This window comes from Flavobacterium sp. NKUCC04_CG, assembly GCF_019345525.1.
In the GTDB taxonomy this organism is placed as follows: Bacteria; Bacteroidota; Bacteroidia; order Flavobacteriales; family Flavobacteriaceae; genus Flavobacterium.
In genome coordinates, this window is sequence record NZ_JAHKRA010000006.1 from 76,616 (window position 1) to 94,698 (window position 18,083).

The 18,083-nt window shown below is 36.3% G+C and carries 16 protein-coding genes; 8 read left to right on the top strand and 8 right to left on the bottom strand.

The window, feature by feature from the left end; all coding sequences use genetic code 11:
- Positions 1-32 precede the first annotated feature (32 nt).
- The 4 genes from KO524_RS06485 to KO524_RS06500 are packed head-to-tail and all read right to left on the bottom strand — an operon-like array spanning position 33 to position 2,521.
- Complete coding sequence (locus KO524_RS06485; protein ID WP_219292012.1) at positions 33-542, bottom strand: DUF2480 family protein; 510 nt, start codon at positions 540-542, stop codon at positions 33-35.
- Between the two features lie 2 nt (positions 543-544).
- Positions 545-868, bottom strand: coding sequence for a DUF59 domain-containing protein (locus tag KO524_RS06490; RefSeq protein WP_219292015.1), 324 nt, complete (start codon positions 866-868; stop codon positions 545-547).
- A gap of 2 nt (positions 869-870) precedes the next feature.
- Positions 871-1,290 (bottom strand): SufE family protein, encoded by a 420-nt coding sequence (locus tag KO524_RS06495; protein ID WP_219292018.1) that lies wholly within the window; start codon positions 1,288-1,290, stop codon positions 871-873.
- Between the two features lie 16 nt (positions 1,291-1,306).
- Positions 1,307-2,521: an aminotransferase class V-fold PLP-dependent enzyme gene (locus KO524_RS06500; protein WP_219292021.1), complete on the bottom strand. Its 1,215-nt coding sequence runs from the start codon at positions 2,519-2,521 to the stop codon at positions 1,307-1,309.
- Positions 2,522-2,703: 182 nt separating this feature from the next.
- On the opposite strand from KO524_RS06500, the gene KO524_RS06505 reads away from it, so the two are divergent.
- The 7 genes from KO524_RS06505 (at position 2,704) to KO524_RS06535 (ending at position 10,708) form a co-directional block, all read left to right on the top strand.
- A complete protein-coding gene (locus KO524_RS06505) occupies positions 2,704-3,564 on the top strand; it encodes a hemin ABC transporter substrate-binding protein (protein ID WP_219292024.1) in 861 nt (286 codons plus the stop codon).
- A complete protein-coding gene (locus KO524_RS06510) occupies positions 3,564-4,595 on the top strand; it encodes an iron ABC transporter permease (RefSeq protein WP_219292027.1) in 1,032 nt (343 codons plus the stop codon). The genes KO524_RS06505 and KO524_RS06510 overlap by 1 nt, the downstream gene beginning before the upstream one ends.
- Before the next feature lie 2 nt (positions 4,596-4,597).
- The gene (locus tag KO524_RS06515) at positions 4,598-5,377 is read left to right on the top strand and encodes a heme ABC transporter ATP-binding protein (RefSeq protein WP_219292030.1); all 780 of its coding nucleotides are present in this window, start codon (positions 4,598-4,600) and stop codon (positions 5,375-5,377) included.
- Between the two features lie 14 nt (positions 5,378-5,391).
- Positions 5,392-6,444, top strand: a complete 1,053-nt coding sequence (locus tag KO524_RS06520) for a hemin-degrading factor (protein WP_219292034.1) — start codon at positions 5,392-5,394, stop codon at positions 6,442-6,444.
- Between the two features lie 136 nt (positions 6,445-6,580).
- The gene (locus KO524_RS06525) at positions 6,581-7,657 is read left to right on the top strand and encodes a peptide-N-glycosidase F-related protein (RefSeq protein ID WP_219292036.1); all 1,077 of its coding nucleotides are present in this window, start codon (positions 6,581-6,583) and stop codon (positions 7,655-7,657) included.
- Positions 7,658-8,003: 346 nt separating this feature from the next.
- Positions 8,004-8,978 (top strand): ribonucleotide-diphosphate reductase subunit beta, encoded by a 975-nt coding sequence (locus KO524_RS06530; protein WP_219292039.1) that lies wholly within the window; start codon positions 8,004-8,006, stop codon positions 8,976-8,978.
- A 29-nt stretch (positions 8,979-9,007) separates the two neighbouring features.
- Positions 9,008-10,708 (top strand): ribonucleoside-diphosphate reductase subunit alpha, encoded by a 1,701-nt coding sequence (locus tag KO524_RS06535; RefSeq protein WP_219292042.1) that lies wholly within the window; start codon positions 9,008-9,010, stop codon positions 10,706-10,708.
- A 64-nt stretch (positions 10,709-10,772) separates the two neighbouring features.
- Here the strand turns inward: KO524_RS06535 and KO524_RS06540 are convergent, their stop codons facing one another.
- From KO524_RS06540 to KO524_RS06550, 3 genes are all read right to left on the bottom strand, one after another.
- The gene (locus KO524_RS06540) at positions 10,773-11,285 is read right to left on the bottom strand and encodes a hypothetical protein (RefSeq protein WP_219292046.1); all 513 of its coding nucleotides are present in this window, start codon (positions 11,283-11,285) and stop codon (positions 10,773-10,775) included.
- A 2-nt stretch (positions 11,286-11,287) separates the two neighbouring features.
- The gene (locus KO524_RS06545; protein WP_219292049.1) at positions 11,288-11,740 is read right to left on the bottom strand and encodes a hypothetical protein; all 453 of its coding nucleotides are present in this window, start codon (positions 11,738-11,740) and stop codon (positions 11,288-11,290) included.
- A gap of 391 nt (positions 11,741-12,131) precedes the next feature.
- Positions 12,132-12,749 carry a hypothetical protein gene (locus tag KO524_RS06550; protein ID WP_219292052.1) on the bottom strand — a complete coding sequence of 206 codons (618 nt, stop codon included), beginning with the start codon at positions 12,747-12,749 and terminating at the stop codon, positions 12,132-12,134.
- A 235-nt stretch (positions 12,750-12,984) separates the two neighbouring features.
- Here KO524_RS06550 and KO524_RS06555 point away from each other — a divergent pair, with 235 nt between their 5' ends.
- Positions 12,985-14,682: a helix-turn-helix domain-containing protein gene (locus KO524_RS06555; RefSeq protein WP_219292055.1), complete on the top strand. Its 1,698-nt coding sequence runs from the start codon at positions 12,985-12,987 to the stop codon at positions 14,680-14,682.
- Between the two features lie 64 nt (positions 14,683-14,746).
- Here KO524_RS06555 and mgtA read toward each other — a convergent pair whose 3' ends face one another.
- A complete protein-coding gene (gene mgtA, locus KO524_RS06560) occupies positions 14,747-17,434 on the bottom strand; it encodes a magnesium-translocating P-type ATPase (RefSeq protein ID WP_219292057.1) in 2,688 nt (895 codons plus the stop codon).
- Positions 17,435-18,083 lie beyond the last annotated feature (649 nt).

Below are 18,083 nucleotides of genomic sequence, written 5' to 3' on the forward strand. Positions count from 1 at the left end.
TTTTCCTATAAAACAAACAAATTTCTTTTGAATTAAACTTTTTTCTTAAAAATAGGAACTGCCGAACAAGCTTCACCAAACATCACAGATCGAGCGTGTTTCATCAATTTTTGAGTCGCCAAAACATAAGCTTCTTCTGGAATATCATGTTTAGAACAACCTTTGACAATCGTTGCTTTCCCATCGTATTCCGAATAATCCACTTGTTGTAATAAATCTTGGAAAAGAGCGCTTTCTAAATGTTTACGATCACCCAAAAAAACTTGTTTGGCGATCGGTTGCAAATAGCTGGTTACCAACATAAATGCCCAGGCGGGCAAAATCGCATCTGTAGCACAATACAAAGCGACATAAGCATCAGAAAAAACACTCCAATCATGATCTTTTAAGGCAGCACGAAATTCTTTTTCACGCAATATAAACCCCTCATAAAGCCATTTTGAAATATCCAGTTCCATGCGCGGATTGGAGGGATATAGATCCTCCATATCAAACACCATCAAAGCACTATTGGCCACTTTATTTACAATTTCTCCTTCCATAACTACAACATTCCCAATTCTAACTTAGCCTCTTCACTCATCAAGTCTTTAGTCCAAGTTGGATCGAAAGTCAATTCAACTTCCACGGCCTTTACATGTTCTACAGACCGTACTTTTTCTTCCACTTCTCGGGGCAATGTTTCAGCGACTGGACAGTTTGGCGAAGTTAAAGTCATCAATACTTTAACGTCGTAGTTCTCATTGACGAAAACGTCGTAGATCAATCCTAATTCGTATATATCTACCGGTATTTCAGGGTCAAAAATCGTTTTTAACACCCTTACAATACGCTCTCCTAATTCTTGTACATTAATTTCGTTTTCCATTTTTATTTATTTGCTTGAAAGGCTAATGAATACATTTTTATTTGTTTTATCATCGATACCAATCCGTTGGCACGTGTAGGCGAAAGATGCTCTTTCAACCCAATTTCGTCGATAAAATCCATTTGGGCATTAAAGATATCTTGAGGTGTTTGACCGGAAAAAGTTCGTATCAAAATAGCGATAATACCTTTGGTCAAGATGGCATCGCTGTTGGCTGTAAAATATACTTTGCCGTCTTTGTAGTCAGCATGCAACCAAACTTTAGATTGGCAACCCTTAATCAAGTTGTCTTCGGTTTGATATTTTTCTTCTATAATCGGCAGGCTTTTCCCCAACTCAATCATATATTCATAACGTTGCATCCAGTCTTCAAACATGGAGAACTCTTCGACTATTTCCTTTTGTATTTCTTGTATGCTCATTTTTTTTTACTTTGTTTTATGACAACATCTGTTTTGCTTTTTTTACAGCTTCGACCAAAACATCGATTTCTTCTTTGGTGTTGTAAAAACTAAAAGAAGCTCGAACTGTTCCTGGAATGTCGAAGAAGTTCATTATAGGCTGCGTACAGTGATGTCCTGTCCTCACGGCAACGCCAAGTTTATCAACTATAACGCCAATATCGTAGGGATGAATTCCCTCAATGTTGAATGAAATTACCGCAGCTTTTTCCGCAGCTGTACCAACAATATGAAGTCCCTCAATCTGCAATAACTGCTTCGTTCCATATTCCAACAATTCTTTCTCGTAGGCCGCTATCTGGTCAAATCCAATATTATTCATATAATCGATTGCAACTCCCAGTACAATTCCACCAGCGATATTTGGAGTTCCCGCTTCAAATTTATGAGGCAAACAAGCATAAGTGGTTTTCTCAAATGTAACCTCTTTAATCATTTCACCACCTCCTTGATAGGGAGGTAATTTATTTAACCATTCTTCTTTACCATATAAGATTCCCGTCCCCGTTGGTCCGAAAACCTTATGTCCCGAAAAAACATAAAAATCACAATCTAAGGCCTGAACATCAGGCTTTATATGCGGTGTGGCTTGAGCTCCATCGACTAATACAGCCGCTCCCACTTCATGTGCTTGATCGATAATATACTTTATCGGATTAACTGTTCCCAAAGCATTGGATACATGTGTTACCGCAACTACCTTGGTATTTGAATTTAATAATCTATCAAATTCTTCCAAAATCAATTCCCCCTTTTCATTCATTGGAATCACCTTTAGCACGGCTCCTGTGCGCTCGCATAAAAATTGCCAAGGCACTATATTGGAATGGTGCTCCATAGCAGAAATCAATACTTCATCGCCTGCTTTTAAAAGGCTCCCAAATCCGTGTGCTACTAAATTAATACCAAATGTAGTCCCGGAGGTGAAAAGCACCTCATAAACACTTTTAGCGTTGATATGACGCTGAATCTTTAAACGAGACTCTTCATAAGCATCCGTAGCTAACTGGCTTAAAGTGTGAACACCTCGGTGTATATTGGCGTTTATAGTACTGTAGTAGGTTTCAATAGCATCTAATACTAGCTGTGGTTTTTGAGCTGTTGCCCCATTGTCAAAATAAACCAACTGCTTACCGTTCACCTGTTGGCTTAAAATTGGGAAATCGGCTCTTATGGATTGAATATCTAACATCTTATGTTCAATTTTATACAAAGTTAGTGTTTGTAATCACACCTACTAATATTTAAAGCAAAGATAGCTATTCCCCAAACTATAAATTAAAATTTTAATTTAAAATTAATCTAATTATATTTTATAACTCAATAAAAAAATCTAGATTTGCCTTTATTTAGATTTAATTCAAATAGCGTTATATGAAAAACATGTTGACTATCGCACTTGCAACAGTGCTGTTTATTTCTTGCCAAGACAAGACAAAAAAAGATGATACAACCGAGATTAAGGAAGATGTAAAGATCGAAAAAATAATTTCACTCAACGGTGCAGTTACTGAAATATTGGCCGCATTAGGAGAAAGCACTAATATTGTTGGTGTAGATGTAACCAGCACTTATCCAGAGGACATCAAGCAAACCGCAAAAGATTTAGGTCATGTTCGTTCCCTTTCTTTGGAATCTATTATAGCCCTACAGCCTACACTTATTTTTGCATCTGACAAGGATTTAAACGAAGATTTAAAAGCAAAAATCACCGCTTCTGGCATTCAATTGGAATTGGTAAAACAAGAATATTCTGAAAAAGGTACAGAACTAATGATTGAGCAAGTTGCTAAAAAATTAGGGAAAACCGACTATAAACACTTGACTGAGAAAATCAAAAGTGATTTAGCCCAGCTAAAACCGATTGAACCAAAACCCAAAGTGTTGTTTATCTATGCAAGAGGAGCTGGAACTTTAATGGTTGCCGGAACAGAAACACCTGTTGAAAAGATAATTGCCTTAGCGGGTGGTCAAAATGCTATAACAGAATTTAGCGACTACAAACCTTTGACTCCGGAATCTCTTATCAAAGGAAATCCAGACGTAATTTTATTGTTTACATCGGGACTTGAAAGCTTAGGCGGTATAGACGGTCTATTAAAAGTAGATGGTATTAACGCTACAAAAGCAGGAAAAAACAAAAAAATAATCGCTATGGACGGCGAACTTCTTTCCGGTTTTGGACCGCGTTTGGGAACCGCAGCTATACAATTAAATGAATTATTGAGCAAATAATGCAAAAAAGGTTAACCGTTTATCTTGCACTCTTATTAATCATACTGTTGCTCTTGTCGATCGGTTCTCTTTTTATAGGGGTTTACCAATTTGAAGGCAACGATTTCGATCTTATCGTAAATTTATTTTTTAACAAACACCTTGTTAATGCTAGTGATTATTACGTCTTTTATCAAATTCGATTGCCTCGGATTGTATTGGCCATATTAATTGGAAGTGGTCTTGCTGTTTCTGGAACCTGCCTTCAAGGGATGTTTAAAAACCCTTTAGCTTCCCCAGATTTAATAGGAATAACTTCAGGAGCCGTGCTATTTGCAGCCTTTACCATCGTATTAGGTGTTTATATTAAACCCTATATACCCGAGAGTATACACTACTCTTTATTGAGCATTATGAGTTTTATCGGGGCTTTGATTACGATGAGTTTTGTATATAAGATGTCCACGATAGATGGCCGAACCAATATTGTGATTTTATTGTTATCCGGTGTGGCAATTACAGCCTTAACAGGTGCAGCAACAGGTCTTTTGATCTACTTATCTTCCGAAGAGGAACTGAGGAACTTAACCTTTTGGACCTTGGGAAGTTTAGCTGGAGCAAATTGGACAAAAAATATAATTATGGCAGTGGTTATTATCGTTTCATTTGGTTTTTTACTAAACAAGGGAAAAGCCTTAAATGCGATGATGCTCGGAGAGAAAGATGCCGAACACTTGGGTATACCCGTAGAGAAAATCAAACGTCGGATTGTTGTTTTTTCGGCCTTAATAGTTGGAACCGCAGTTGCTTTTGCGGGAACGATAGGATTTGTAGGCTTGATTGTTCCCTATATACTGAGATTGGTATTTAAATCCAATTACTATTTAATTTTACCGCTATCAGCCGTATTGGGAAGTATCCTATTATTAACAGCGGATACGATAAGTAGAACCATTGTTGCTCCTTCTGAGGTTCCTATAGGAATACTGACAGCCATTATGGGAGCACCTGTATTTATTGCTATCTTAATTAGGTTTAAAAAATCTTTATAATAATGATTAAAGTAACCCAAGTTAATTATAAAGTAAAAAGTGGTATTACCATTTTAAAAGATATTGACTTTGCTGCCGAAAGGGGGCAGTTAATAACCATATTGGGACCCAACGGCGCAGGGAAATCGACCTTGTTAAGTGTTTTGGCCAATGAAATTGATTCCAATAAGAATGAAATCGAGCTAAAATCCATTCCTTATCATAAATGGCACGTCAAGGAATTACCCAAACACAAAGCCAAGTTCTCCCAACAAAACAATGCCGACATCCCTCTGGATGTCAAAGAAATTGTTATGATGGGACGTTATCCTTATTTCGATAGCAAACCTTCAAAAGAAGATGAACAAGCCATAGAAACCAATATGCTATTAACCGATGTGTTGTCTTTACAAAAAAGACCGTACAACAGTCTATCTGGCGGGGAAAAGCAACGAGTACATTTGGCTAGGGTTTTAGCACAACTCGAAAATGGAGTGGAGGAAAAAATCCTATTTTTGGATGAGCCTCTCAACAATTTAGATGTGTTACATCAACACAAGATATTACAATTAATCAAGCAGTTTACACAAATGGGGAATACTGCAGTTGTGGTTTTACACGATTTAAACCTTGCCGCACAATTTTCTGACAAAATTCTACTCTTAAAAAAGGGGGAGAAAATTTGCTATGATACACCAGAGAAGGTCTTAACTCGAGATATAATAAGCTCGGTTTATAATTTTCCCTGTACGGTTTGCGTTAATCCTGTAAACAACAACCCTCTAATAATTTTTGGAACTTAAATAAAAACATACTCATGAATACCGCAACATCTTCTTTAAAAGAAAAGTGGGCCCTTTTAAAATCGGAAAGACCCCACTTAAGAATTAGAAACGCAGCTCAAGAACTTGAGGTTAGTGAAGTGGAACTTTTGGCAACACAAATCCCTGACAGCACCATACGTTTAAAAACGGACATGAAAGAAATTCTATCTGAAGTTCAAACTTTAGGTAAAGTAATGGGACTAACCCGTAATAATGAATGTGTACACGAAAGAAAGGGTGTTTATTTAAACCCGGATTTCAGCTCCCCTCATGCCGGATTGTTTGTCAATGAAGATATTGATTTAAGAATTTTTATCGGTCAATGGTCTACGGCCTTCGCCGTAGTAGAAAAGACTGAAAGAATGGAACGCAAAAGTCTTCAATTTTTTGGAAAAGATGGCGAGGCAATTCACAAGATTTACTTAACTCCTGCCAGCGATGAAAAAGCTTTTGACGAATTGGTCAACAAGTTTAAATCAGACGACCAATCACCGATGCAATCCGTTGAAAAACCCGTTGAAAGTCTTGAACTGCAATTGGAAGAAAGAATGGATGAGGAAATCGATGTAAAAGGGTTTCAAGACGACTGGGAAAACCTACAGGACACACATAACTTTTATGGTTTATTAAAAAAATACAGCATAACTCGTACACAAGCACTCCGCTTAGCGCCAAGTGAATATTATGCAAAACCCATAGAAAAAGAGGCTATTGTAAGCATGCTCGAAACAGCAGCAAGTAAACAAATACCCATTATGGTATTTGTCGGTAATAAAGGAAACATTCAAATACATACGGGTGAGGTCAAAAAAACCATGTGGCATGAAAACTGGTACAACATATTAGATCCAGATTTCAATATGCACTTAGACATGACCAAAGTTGCTCAAACTTGGATAGTTAGAAAACCCACCGAAGACGGCGAAGTAACTTCTATAGAAGTCTTCAATGAAATGGGAGAAATCATTGTTCAATTTTTCGGAAAGAGAAAACCAGGCATTCCAGAATTAACCAGTTGGAAAGAACTTATAGCTTCGCTATCATAAAGCATCTCTTACTAGTTTTTTTTGTGAAAAGTGGAATTCTTTAATTAGTTTTCCACTTTTTTTATCAGTTTAGTAAAGATAATTAATATAATTGCTATTTTTACCCACAACCTATCAACAAAAAAAACATATAATTATGAAAAAAAAACTAGTACTCTGTCTCTTTGCTTTAGGAATAGTATTGACTACAGCAAACTGCAACAGCAAAGACGATAGCCCTAATGAAATTATTATACCACCTATTCCAGAACCAGAGCCAGAACCAGAGCCCGTTAAAGAGGGAACCTATAATTTTAAAACCTTCCAGAAACAAATAGTAGCTTTTGGCGATGGTAAAAATCAGTCTGCCGATAAAACCGTAAATTTACCAACCGATATCGAAAAAGTACAAGCTATAAAAATGTACGTCCAATTCGATTGTCCCTGCAACATTTGGGACGTATTTGCCAATGTTCAAGTCAAAGACCCTAAAACGGGAGTTTGGTACGAAATTGGACGATACATCACGCCTTACGGAAAAGATTCTTCTCCTTTAGCAAGAGGATTGGAATTTGATGTAACCGATTTTAAATCCGTATTAACCGGACCTACTGAATTGAGAATCTTCACAGAAGTATGGGGAGCAGACGGTTGGTTAGTAAGTGTTGATTTCGACTATATCTATGGCAAACCGGACTTCAAGTATTCTGCAGTAACGCCAATATTACAATACAATAAAAACTCTTTAGAGGGAGTGCCTTATGGTGAAGCACATAACTTCGATCTACAGAAAACAATTAATGTACCCCAAAACGCAGAAAGCACACATATCCGAACTATCATTTCAGGCTGGGGCCACGCTACTCCGCTAGACCAAGGTGGTAGAGGTTGTGCCGAATGGTGTTTTAGAACCCATCAAATCAAAATCGACCAACAAGACGCCTTTCAACATGTTTTGGGACCTATTGGCTGTGCCGCTAATCCGATAAAAGCACAAAAAGGAAACTGGCAACCAGATCGTGCTGGATGGTGTCCAGGGATGGCAGTACCAACGAGAATCGACATCTTAAAAAATGCTAAAGCTGGACAATCTTTTGCCTTTGAATATTATTTTGAACCCTGGACAAATAATATGCAAGCAACGACCGACAACAAACACGCTTATTATGCTATTTCTAATTTTGTAGTAGTAAAAAGCAATACTCCTATAGAAAAAGCTATGGTAACGGACTAAGCATTTTCCCTATTTATTACGATTGTCGATAAAAAAACCCCTTTGAAAAAAGATATTTGAAATATCCAATTTTAGAGGGGTTTTTTTTATAAAATCTTATCAAACAAATGTTGATAACAAAACCGAAACTTATTTTCAAATTATTGAAAAAGAAGCTTTTAAATTGTAGCTTTGATTTAAATAAAGAGCAATCTCGATTTGTTATTTCAATTCGAATTTTTATTTTTAATTTGTTTATCTCTTTAAACAAACTCACTATTTACTGAATAAATCAGAATAAAAATAAAAATTTTTTAGAAGAAAAACGAAATCAGTTTCTATGGTTTAATCTAAAAATTTTTTAAGTATGTCCATTTTTGATAAAAGAATTAATTACAAACCTTTCGAGTACCCGGGTGTATATCAGTTTACCGAAGCCATCAACAAATCGTATTGGGTACACAGCGAAGTAGACTTTACTGCGGACACACAAGATTTTCATTCGCATTTAACCAAGGGCGAGCAAATTGCAATCAAACACAGTTTACTAGCGATTGCACAAATTGAAGTGGCCGTTAAATCGTTTTGGGGGAATATTTACCATCATTTCCCAAAACCGGAGTTTAACGGATTGGGAAGCACCTTCGCGGAATGCGAATTTCGCCATTCTGAGGCCTATTCCCGGCTTTTAGAGGTTTTGGGGTACAATGATGAGTTTGAAGATCTTTTAACGGTTCCTGTGATCAAAAAACGCGTTGATTATTTGTCGACAGTACTCGAGAATGCCAATTCAACCGATCGCAAAAAATATGTGGTGTCTTTAATTTTATTCTCACTATTAATAGAAAATGTCTCATTGTTTAGTCAATTTGCGATTATTCTTTCGTTTACTAGATTTAGAGGCCTTATGAAAAACGTGAGCAATATTATTGCCTGGACTTCAATAGACGAACAAGTTCACGCCAATGCTGGTATTTATATCATCAATGCCATACGAGAAGAGTTTCCCGATTTCTTTGACGAAGAATTGGTCAATCACATACAAGAGGTTGTCAAACATTCGATTGAAATTGAAAAGAACATACTCGAATGGATTTTTGAAAACGGTGAAATCGAGATTGTTACCAAGGAAGACTTGTTAAACTTTATGAAATTTCGCGTTGACGAAAGTATGAGAAAGATTGGTCTAAAAGACATTTATGGGATTACCGCCGAAGAATACAAGCCCATGGCTTGGTTTGAAGAAGAGGTTTTCGCCAATAGCCTGGATGATTTCTTCGCTAAAAGACCTGTTGACTACACCAAACACGATAAGAGCATCACAGCCGACGACCTATTTTAAAAAATTGCCAACTGTTAGAAAAAGAAAAAATGATTACATCACATAACGAACTGCCCTTACAAACCGACGAATCCGTACACCTTAGAGAAAAACTATGGTGGAAGAATTCCGAAAGTGAACAAATCTTAAATCGCGGTTATCTTCTTAAAGGAGAAACCGTAGAAGGAGCTATTGACCGTATTTGTTCCGCAGCCGCGAGACGTCTGTATAAGCCCGAATTAAAAGATTCGTTCATAGAGATGATTGAGCGCGGATGGATGAGCCTAAGCTCGCCGATTTGGGCTAATATGGGCACCGAAAGAGGCTTGCCTATTTCATGCTTTAACGTACATGTTCCAGATAGTATCGAAGACATCACGCACAAGCTCGGTGAAGTTATTATGCAAACCAAAATTGGAGGTGGAACATCTGGCTATTTCGGAAACCTTCGAGAGCGCGGAAGCGCAGTTACCGATAATGGTAAAAGCAGTGGCGCTGTAAGTTTTATGAAACTTTTTGATACGGCTATGGATACCATTTCACAGGGCGGTGTTCGTCGTGGTGCCTTTGCAGCTTATCTCGATATTGACCATCCCGATTGTGAAGAGTTTATTCAAATAAGAAATATCGGGAATCCCATACAAAATCTATTTTACGGAGTATCTATACCGGACTATTGGATGCAAGAAATGATTGATGGCAATCCGGAAAAAAGACAATTATGGGCCAAAATCTTGGAAAGTCGCCAACAAAAGGGAATGCCATACCTGTTTTTTTCAGACAATGTAAACAGGAACAAACCCCAAGTCTATAAAGATTTGAATATGCGTATCAATTCGAGTAATCTTTGCTCCGAAATTATGCTGCCCTCATCAAATGACGAATCGTTTATCTGCTGTCTTTCATCTATGAATTTGGAATTATACGACGAATGGAAAGATACGGAAGCCGTAAAATTGGCTATTTTCTTTTTGGATGCAGTTTTACAGGAGTTTATAGAAAAAACAGAAGGTAATTATTATCTAGCATCAGCAAATCGCTTTGCAAAAAGACATCGCGCATTAGGACTGGGCGTATTAGGCTGGCACTCCTATTTACAAAAAAACAACATTCCCTTTGAAGGAATGGAAGCCAAGATGTTGACCACAGAAATTTTTCAAAGAATCCAACAACGCGCTGACAAAGCCACTCAAGATCTAGCTCGCATTTATGGAGAACCGGAAATACTAAAAGGTTATGGAAGAAGAAACACTACTACCATGGCCATAGCACCGACTACCTCCTCATCTGCTATACTTGGGCAAACATCGCCAGGAATCGAACCTTTTAGCAGTAATTATTACAAGGCTGGATTGTCGAAAGGGAATTTTATGCGTAAAAACAAATACCTAAAAATCCTACTAGAACAAAAGGGAATCGACAATGAAGACACTTGGAGAAGCATCATGTTAAGCGGCGGAAGTGTACAACAATTGGACGAGCTTACTGAGCAAGAAAAAGCTGTTTTTAAAACGTTTAAGGAAATCAGTCAGTTGGAAATTATCCAACAAGCATCTATAAGACAAAAGTTTGTTGATCAAGCGCAAAGCCTCAACCTTAATATACCATCAGGTCTCGCCATTAAGGAAGTTAATCGTTTAATGATTGAAGCTTGGCAATTAGGTGTCAAGACCCTATATTACCAACGTAGCCAAAGTGTTTCTAAGGAAATGGTTACCAATTTAGTCAACTGTAGCAGTTGCGAATCATAAAAAAACATAGGGCTTTCTCAAAATTGAGAAAGCCCTATGTTTTTTTAATCTAATCAAATCTTTATTAATCGGGGAGAGTTACCCCAAAGTCATTTAAGATATCCTGATACGTTGTATTTGAATTCCATTCAACAACTCTATAGTACTTTCTAACCGTGTATGACTTACTGTTTATCGCTGTCTTTAACTTTAACACACTTTGGTTTAAGGTGATGATTTCATAACGTTGTATAAGTGGAAGATCGGAATCTTCTCTATTATAAGCGTTCATTAAACCATCTACTACCTTATATTGAAAATCATTTATAGATTTTAGATACCCTTTCTCCACTACTACATCAAATCCTTCCCCCTTCTTATTGAACGCAATATAAGAATTCTCACGCTCCTCATAAATCACAACTGGAAGTTCATAATAAAAGGAATCGACATCACCCTTATCACTCTGAAACGACTCAAAACACACCCATTTACCTGTCAATAAATCCTTTTGTTTTGATGTATCGTCGTCTGAGCTACAAGACAACAAACAAACCACTAACAAACACACACCAAAATAATTAAAAATCTTTCTCATAACTAACGCACCATAAATTTAGTATGTAACAAACCTTTATCTGCTCCTCTATCAATTATATACGAAATTACTAACTCGTCTTTCGTTAATTTTTCAATCTTATAAGAAGTACTGGTATTCATCTCCTCATTTACAAAAGACAACGAGTCTCCTTCAATGTAATACGCATTATTCCACACTTCATATCCCCCTCCAAAAAAAGTACCTCCTGGGTAATAGTACCATATGAACATATTATCATCCCTTCTAAATTCGTATTTATACTTATCTATACGAGCACCTTCACTTTGATCTGGAATATAAACAACTTTTCCATTATCACTAATGGTATAAATTTTAGAATTCCAAACTCCTAAAATAAGCTCTTTATTTCCATTATTTAGTGAATTCGTATCATCCGAACTGCAGCTCACAAACAATGCAAAGACCAAAAACAGACACAACAGTTTTTTCATTTTTTTTTGTAAAAATAATTAAAAAATAACGATTAAAAAGCATAATTGCTCAAAAGCATAAAAACATCATAAAAAAGCACTTTATTATTACGATAAAACGGTGTTTTAAGAATACCTTTGCCCTTATTTACAATAAAAAAAAGGCCGTACTTAATCACTAGTACGACCTCTTTTTAGCAAAATGTGTAAAAATAATTTATTCTGAATAATGTTATTTGGAAAAGAAGCAATCATAACGACAATGATTGCTTTTTTCCATTTGAAAAACCATCCTTTTTTAATACACCCATTAAAAAAGAAAAAACATTAACTTGAATAAAAAAAATCTTTATTTCTTGTTGTTGTTGTTGTTACTAAGTAGTCCGGACTACTTAGTAAGGGAAACAACAATTTACTGTTTCATAGCAATATCCAAAACAGTTGCTGTAATAACTACAGTTAAATCATTATCATATTGAGCTACTAAATACCCCATAAATTTTCTTTTTCTCCATTCGTCATCAACGCCAGTTTCTAATGAAACCACACTCATTTTTATACCGTCAAACAAAATTTGTTTTTCAGACAGGTTTAAATCTGGATTGCTAGCAATTTCTTTACTATAACTATCCAAATTTTCTTCCCCATTAACCATCTTCAATACTTGCATTTGAAATTCGCTCGAATACATTACATTATCGAGTACGCTCCAATCTTTATCAACAATCCTAGAAATATCTTCAGTCGAAACGGAAGCATATGCGTTTGCCAAAAAACTATATTCTTTCAAAAACGAATCAGACTTAGCTAAGCCATCAACTGTTTTAACTAGCTCGCCAATTTCCATTTCAGAATTGTTATTATTGTAAAAATATTTTGTCAAAGTCAAAGAAGCAGATGTTAGATCGCTTATTGAAGTTGATTTCACAACTTGCTCTTTATTGGAAACCGAAACTACTGAATCGGACTCTACTGAACATGCAGTACAAAGTGCCATTAGAGAAATGGATAATATTAATGTTTTTTTCATCGTTATATAGTGATTAGTATGGTGGTCTTATTTTGTTACTTAACTTTTTCAAAACTAGTTGTATAAATTCATTCATACAACTATTTATAGTGTAGATTTATAAATTTACATACATTAAAATATACATATAATTGATTTTAAGTTTTTTAAATCAAGCATAAAATATTGTAGTTTTGCTTAAAACACATTAAAAATGCGACTAATTGGTAAAAGCTATCTAGGGAAAATCTTCTTTTTGAGTATAATCTTACTCCTCAAAAGCACCTTTTCACAAGCTCAAACAGAAAATTTAGCACAGAAAACCTACGCCGAACTAGCGACACTAATTGATTCGCAAGAGCTCAATAGCCCCCTACAAAAAAAATATTTAAACACTTACATTCAAAAAGCAAAGAGAGAAGACAACAAGGCAGAATTGATTGATGCTTATCGAAAAAAGCTTTTTCGCTCGCCGGAATCCGTTCAAATCACCTATGCCGATAGTATTTTTAATCTGGCCAAATCAACTAATGACAACAAACTCATTAGCATCGCCTATCAAACCTATGGAACCATTTATTTCTTACAAAAGAACTACAAAATTTCCGTAGAAAACAGTTTAAAAGCAGAAGAATATATCTCCAAAACCAATGATTTATATATGCTTCACAAAATAAGATATAGCATTGGTGACGTCAAATATTATTTGGGTTCTTTCACCGAAGCGCTAGAAATATACAACGAATGCGCAGCTTATTACCGCGACAAAAACGATATCAACAATCTTCTGGGCTATATCAATTCCATTCGCTCTATCAGCAAATGCTATTACCAACTTGGCGACTATATAAAATCTAGCGAATATAATATCTTAGGCCTTGAAGCTTGCAAAAAAATACAGATATCCACTATATTAACCGAAGAAGAACTTTACTTTCAACAATCTGAAGGAATTGTTCAGTATGCTTTAAAAAAACACGACAAATCCATTGCCCTACTCGAAGGTTCACTCGACGGAATCAAAAACAATAAAGACTACACTAACGAACATCTTACTTATCTATTTCTCGGCAAAAACTATTGGGATTTAAACCAAAAAGAAAAAGCATTAGTCTACTTCCAAAATGTCGATAACTTGTTTAGAGAGAAGAAAATAACGAGTTTAGATTTGCGTCAAGCTTATGTTTTTCTCATAGAATATTATAAAGATAAAAAAGATTTAGAGAAACAACTGAATTATACCAATACCCTAATTCAAATAGACAGCTTATTGCGAGAAGATTACAAATTTTTAAACAATTATCTACATACAGAATACGATAATAAAAACTTATTTCAGTACAAACGAGAGTTAGAACAACAAATAGAAACCAACAAGAAAAACGCGCTTTATTTATATGCACTAGCGCTATTTATCATCTTGTCCATTGGAATTACAACTGTAGTATATTACAAAAAACAACGTCTTTATCGCAAGAAATACGAAGCCTTACTTCGTCCGAGTCCCCAAGCCGAAGAAATAGCCGAAACGGTACCCGAAATCATCCCGGAACTCAAAAACAGTTCGCTCTCTAAAAACATTGATATACATGAAGATATCATTAGATATGTATTGCAAAAACTCGAGAGTTTTCAAACGGATAAGGAATTTCTACAACAGAACATCACGCAATCTCAATTGGCAGAGCAATGGAAAACAAATACCTCTTATCTGTCCAAAATCATCAATACTTACAAAAACAAGAATTTCAATCAATATGTCAACGATTTGAGAATTGACCATGCCCTGGAGTTATTGAGAAAGAACAAGTCCATACGTTCTTATAAAATAAGCGCTATAGCTAATGAATTAGGCTTTACAAGCACCCGAAGCTTTACCAATGCTTTTACAGCTAGAACAGGGCTTAAACCCTCTTATTTTATCGAACAGCTCCATAAAGACAACGATTCTTAAAAGGCATTTATATACTATGCGATGATTTTTAGAATCATCGCATAGTATAATAAAGCTTTTACCGCTAAAACCATTGCCCAAATCGACGGATGTAGATTGTTTTAATAGTTTGCACAACGACAAAATAACTCAACAATATACCCAGCAACCACGGGAAATACGACCCTGGTAATGGTACTAATCCTATATAAGTACCCAAAGGAGAAAACGGAATATACAAGCCCAAACACATCACCATTCCAGTTAACACCAATACGGGTAAAGTAGCGGTACTTTGAATAAATGGGATTTTTTGAGTTCGTAACAAATGCACGACTAAAGTCTGAGACAACAAGCCTTCTACAAACCAACCAGACTGAAACAAGGCTTGATGTTCAACACTATTGGCTCCGATAATATACCACAAAACCGCAAAGGTCGTAATATCAAAAATAGATGAAGTTGGACCGATCCACATCATAAATCTACCAATATTCTTGGAATCCCATTTTCGTGGTTTTTTTAGGAAATCACGATCCATTTTATCCCAAGGCAAGGACAGTTGTGATATATCATAAATTAGATTTTGCAGCAGCAAATGAATGGCCAACATCGGTAAAAAAGGAATAAAAGCACTAGCGACAATAACCGAAAACACATTCCCAAAATTGGAACTGGCTGTCATGTTTAAATATTTAATGATATTGCCAAAGGTCTGTCTGCCAATCAAAATACCCTCATCCAAAACCATCAAGTCCTTTTCCAATAGAATAATGTCTGCCGACTCTTTGGCGATGTCTGTTCCAGAATCTACGGATATTCCAACATCTGCATCCCGTAAGGCAGGTGCGTCATTGATTCCATCACCGAGAAAACCGACTGTATGTCCATTTTTTTGCAAGCATTTAAGCAACGTATTCTTTTGTAAGGGCGATAATTTTGCGAATATGGAGTTTTTTTCAACAGCCTCACTCAACTCCTCTGCATTCATGCGTGCAATATCACTCCCAACCAACCAATTTGTATCGTCAATACCGACTTCACGACATATTTTTCTCGTTATCTCCACATTATCACCAGTCAATACTTTGACTTGAATACCGTTGTCCAAAAGAGCTTGAATTGCGGGTTTTGTCGATGATTTAGGCGGATCCAGGAAGGTTAGAAAACCTTCGATAGTCAACTGCTGTTCTACCTCCAAAGTATAATGCGTTTCCGTAAACACCTCGGGAATCTCTCGAATTCCGACTAACAAAACACGGTATCCCGATTTATTAAATGCTGTTGCTTTTTCCAAGATGTACGAACGAACCTTATCGTCCATAGGCAAAAATTCGTCATTAAGGCGAATATGAGTGGCAATATCCAACAATTCTTCAACAGCACCCTTACAAATCAAGATATGATTGTCGGACGCATCATTGACAATCACTGACAATCTGCGTCTTTCAAAATCAAACGGCAATTCATCTACTTTCGCATGATACGTAAAGGCTTCGAAATCTTCCCGCTCTTCAGTAAATTTAACCACGGCCCGATCCATTAAGTTTTTGACACCGCTTTGATGAAAACTGTTCAACCAGGCCCACTGCAATATGCGCTCATCATCTGCTCCACTGAGATTCATATAGCGATCTAGTACGATTTCGTCCTGTGTTAAGGTTCCCGTTTTATCCGTGCATAAAACATCCATAGCCCCTAGATTCTGAATGGCATTTAAGCGCTTGACAATCACTTTTCTTTTCGACATATTAATAGCTCCTTTAGCTAAGTTGGCACTCACAATCATGGGCAACATTTCTGGGGTAAGTCCAACGGCTACTGCTAAAGCGAATAATACGGAATCCATCCAATTTCCTTTAATTAATCCGTTTACCAAAAACACTACCGGAACCATCACCATCATAAATCGAATCAATAGCCAACTCACACTATTAACTCCCTTGTCAAACGCGGTATCCGGTCTTTTACCAACAATCGAGGTTGCCAACGAACCGATATAGGTCTCACTACCCGTTGAAAAAACCATACCGGAAGCCGTTCCACTAGTTACATTGGTCCCCATCAAACAGATGTGATTCAAACGCAACAAATCATGAAGGGCGTCAGTGCTTTCCGAATTCTCCGATACGTCATGATCACCGGGTATATCAAATTTTTCAACCGGCATCGATTCACCAGTTAAGGCTGCTTCACTAACAAACAAATCACGGGATGTAAACAGACGGATATCGGCCGGTACCAAATCTCCTGCAGAAAGCTGTACGATATCACCCGGAACCAGTTCTTCCACATCGACCTCCAGTATAAGCCCCCCCGCATTCGTATCGGTTCGACGGCGTACAGTGGCTGTGGTTTTAACTAACGAATTAAGAGATTCAGCCGCTTTATTGGTTCTATATTCTTGCCAAAAACGCAACATACCACTAATAAAAATCATGGTTGAAATGATGATACATCCAGCGAGTTCTGTAGGTTCTCCTTGACGGTATGGCAACCAAAAATCCATAAAAAAACTAATGATAGCCAAAATTCCCAAAACAAAAATAAAAGGGTTTTTATAGGCCAATAACAATTGCCAAATTACTGCCGGAGCCTTTTGATGTACAATTTCATTTTTCCCATAAACTTCTAAACGCCGCCCTGCTTCTAAAGAACTAAGTCCCTGTTCGGAAGTGTTAAAAATTTGAAAACACTCGTCTATATGGTCAACGGCATGAGATGTAATTAAAATTTCTCTTTCCTGAGAAAATTTCTTTTTTTTAGTTTTCATAAATAGCTATTTGTATTTGATGATTGCTGTCTTTTAGTAGCAAGCCCTTTTTTAGTAAATCGGCTTACAACAACCAAAGTGGTAGCATCATCGATTAAAACTTACGATATATCAAATAAAATCCTCCCTTGAATTGGGGCATACCAATACCCACTCCATATTCCTATTGAATAGAAGAAACGATGACTAATATTAAATTTTAGGCATCTAAAAAAGCAAAAGAGGTATTAAAACGAGGGAGGGTCGTTGAACTGGTATTGAAAATAGTGTTCAACAGTACCGAAACCAGAACGGCTCAGCACGTATAAAAGGAGTGGTCTCCAAGTTTGAGGTTTAAAAAAGTACGCATTCACAACTCCGAATATTAAGCAACTACATCGTCACGGATTGAAATTCTAAATAGAACTTTATAGCTAAGATTGTGCAAGTAACAAGCTGCTTTATTAAGAAGCTATTTTGCTATGCCATCAATCTTTTATAAATCTATTATTTACAACACGATGCAAAAATAACAAAAAGCGATATTGGCTATTAAAAATGGAAATTAGAATCTTATTAGAGTTTTGTTGTCCGTAGATAAAAAAATAATGTCATTGAAAATTAGGTCTTTATATAGTAATTGTTATATTTACATCATACTGAATAGATT

Coding starts and splice junctions, on each gene's coding strand:
- KO524_RS06485 (WP_219292012.1), bottom strand. CDS start 542: ATGGAAGGAGAAATTGTAAATAAAGTGGCCAATAGTGCTTTGATGGTG.
- KO524_RS06490 (WP_219292015.1), bottom strand. CDS start 868: ATGGAAAACGAAATTAATGTACAAGAATTAGGAGAGCGTATTGTAAGG.
- KO524_RS06495 (WP_219292018.1), bottom strand. CDS start 1,290: ATGAGCATACAAGAAATACAAAAGGAAATAGTCGAAGAGTTCTCCATG.
- KO524_RS06500 (WP_219292021.1), bottom strand. CDS start 2,521: ATGTTAGATATTCAATCCATAAGAGCCGATTTCCCAATTTTAAGCCAA.
- KO524_RS06505 (WP_219292024.1), top strand. CDS start 2,704: ATGAAAAACATGTTGACTATCGCACTTGCAACAGTGCTGTTTATTTCT.
- KO524_RS06510 (WP_219292027.1), top strand. CDS start 3,564: ATGCAAAAAAGGTTAACCGTTTATCTTGCACTCTTATTAATCATACTG.
- KO524_RS06515 (WP_219292030.1), top strand. CDS start 4,598: ATGATTAAAGTAACCCAAGTTAATTATAAAGTAAAAAGTGGTATTACC.
- KO524_RS06520 (WP_219292034.1), top strand. CDS start 5,392: ATGAATACCGCAACATCTTCTTTAAAAGAAAAGTGGGCCCTTTTAAAA.
- KO524_RS06525 (WP_219292036.1), top strand. CDS start 6,581: ATGAAAAAAAAACTAGTACTCTGTCTCTTTGCTTTAGGAATAGTATTG.
- KO524_RS06530 (WP_219292039.1), top strand. CDS start 8,004: ATGTCCATTTTTGATAAAAGAATTAATTACAAACCTTTCGAGTACCCG.
- KO524_RS06535 (WP_219292042.1), top strand. CDS start 9,008: ATGATTACATCACATAACGAACTGCCCTTACAAACCGACGAATCCGTA.
- KO524_RS06540 (WP_219292046.1), bottom strand. CDS start 11,285: ATGAGAAAGATTTTTAATTATTTTGGTGTGTGTTTGTTAGTGGTTTGT.
- KO524_RS06545 (WP_219292049.1), bottom strand. CDS start 11,740: ATGAAAAAACTGTTGTGTCTGTTTTTGGTCTTTGCATTGTTTGTGAGC.
- KO524_RS06550 (WP_219292052.1), bottom strand. CDS start 12,749: ATGAAAAAAACATTAATATTATCCATTTCTCTAATGGCACTTTGTACT.
- mgtA (WP_219292057.1), bottom strand. CDS start 17,434: ATGAAAACTAAAAAAAAGAAATTTTCTCAGGAAAGAGAAATTTTAATT.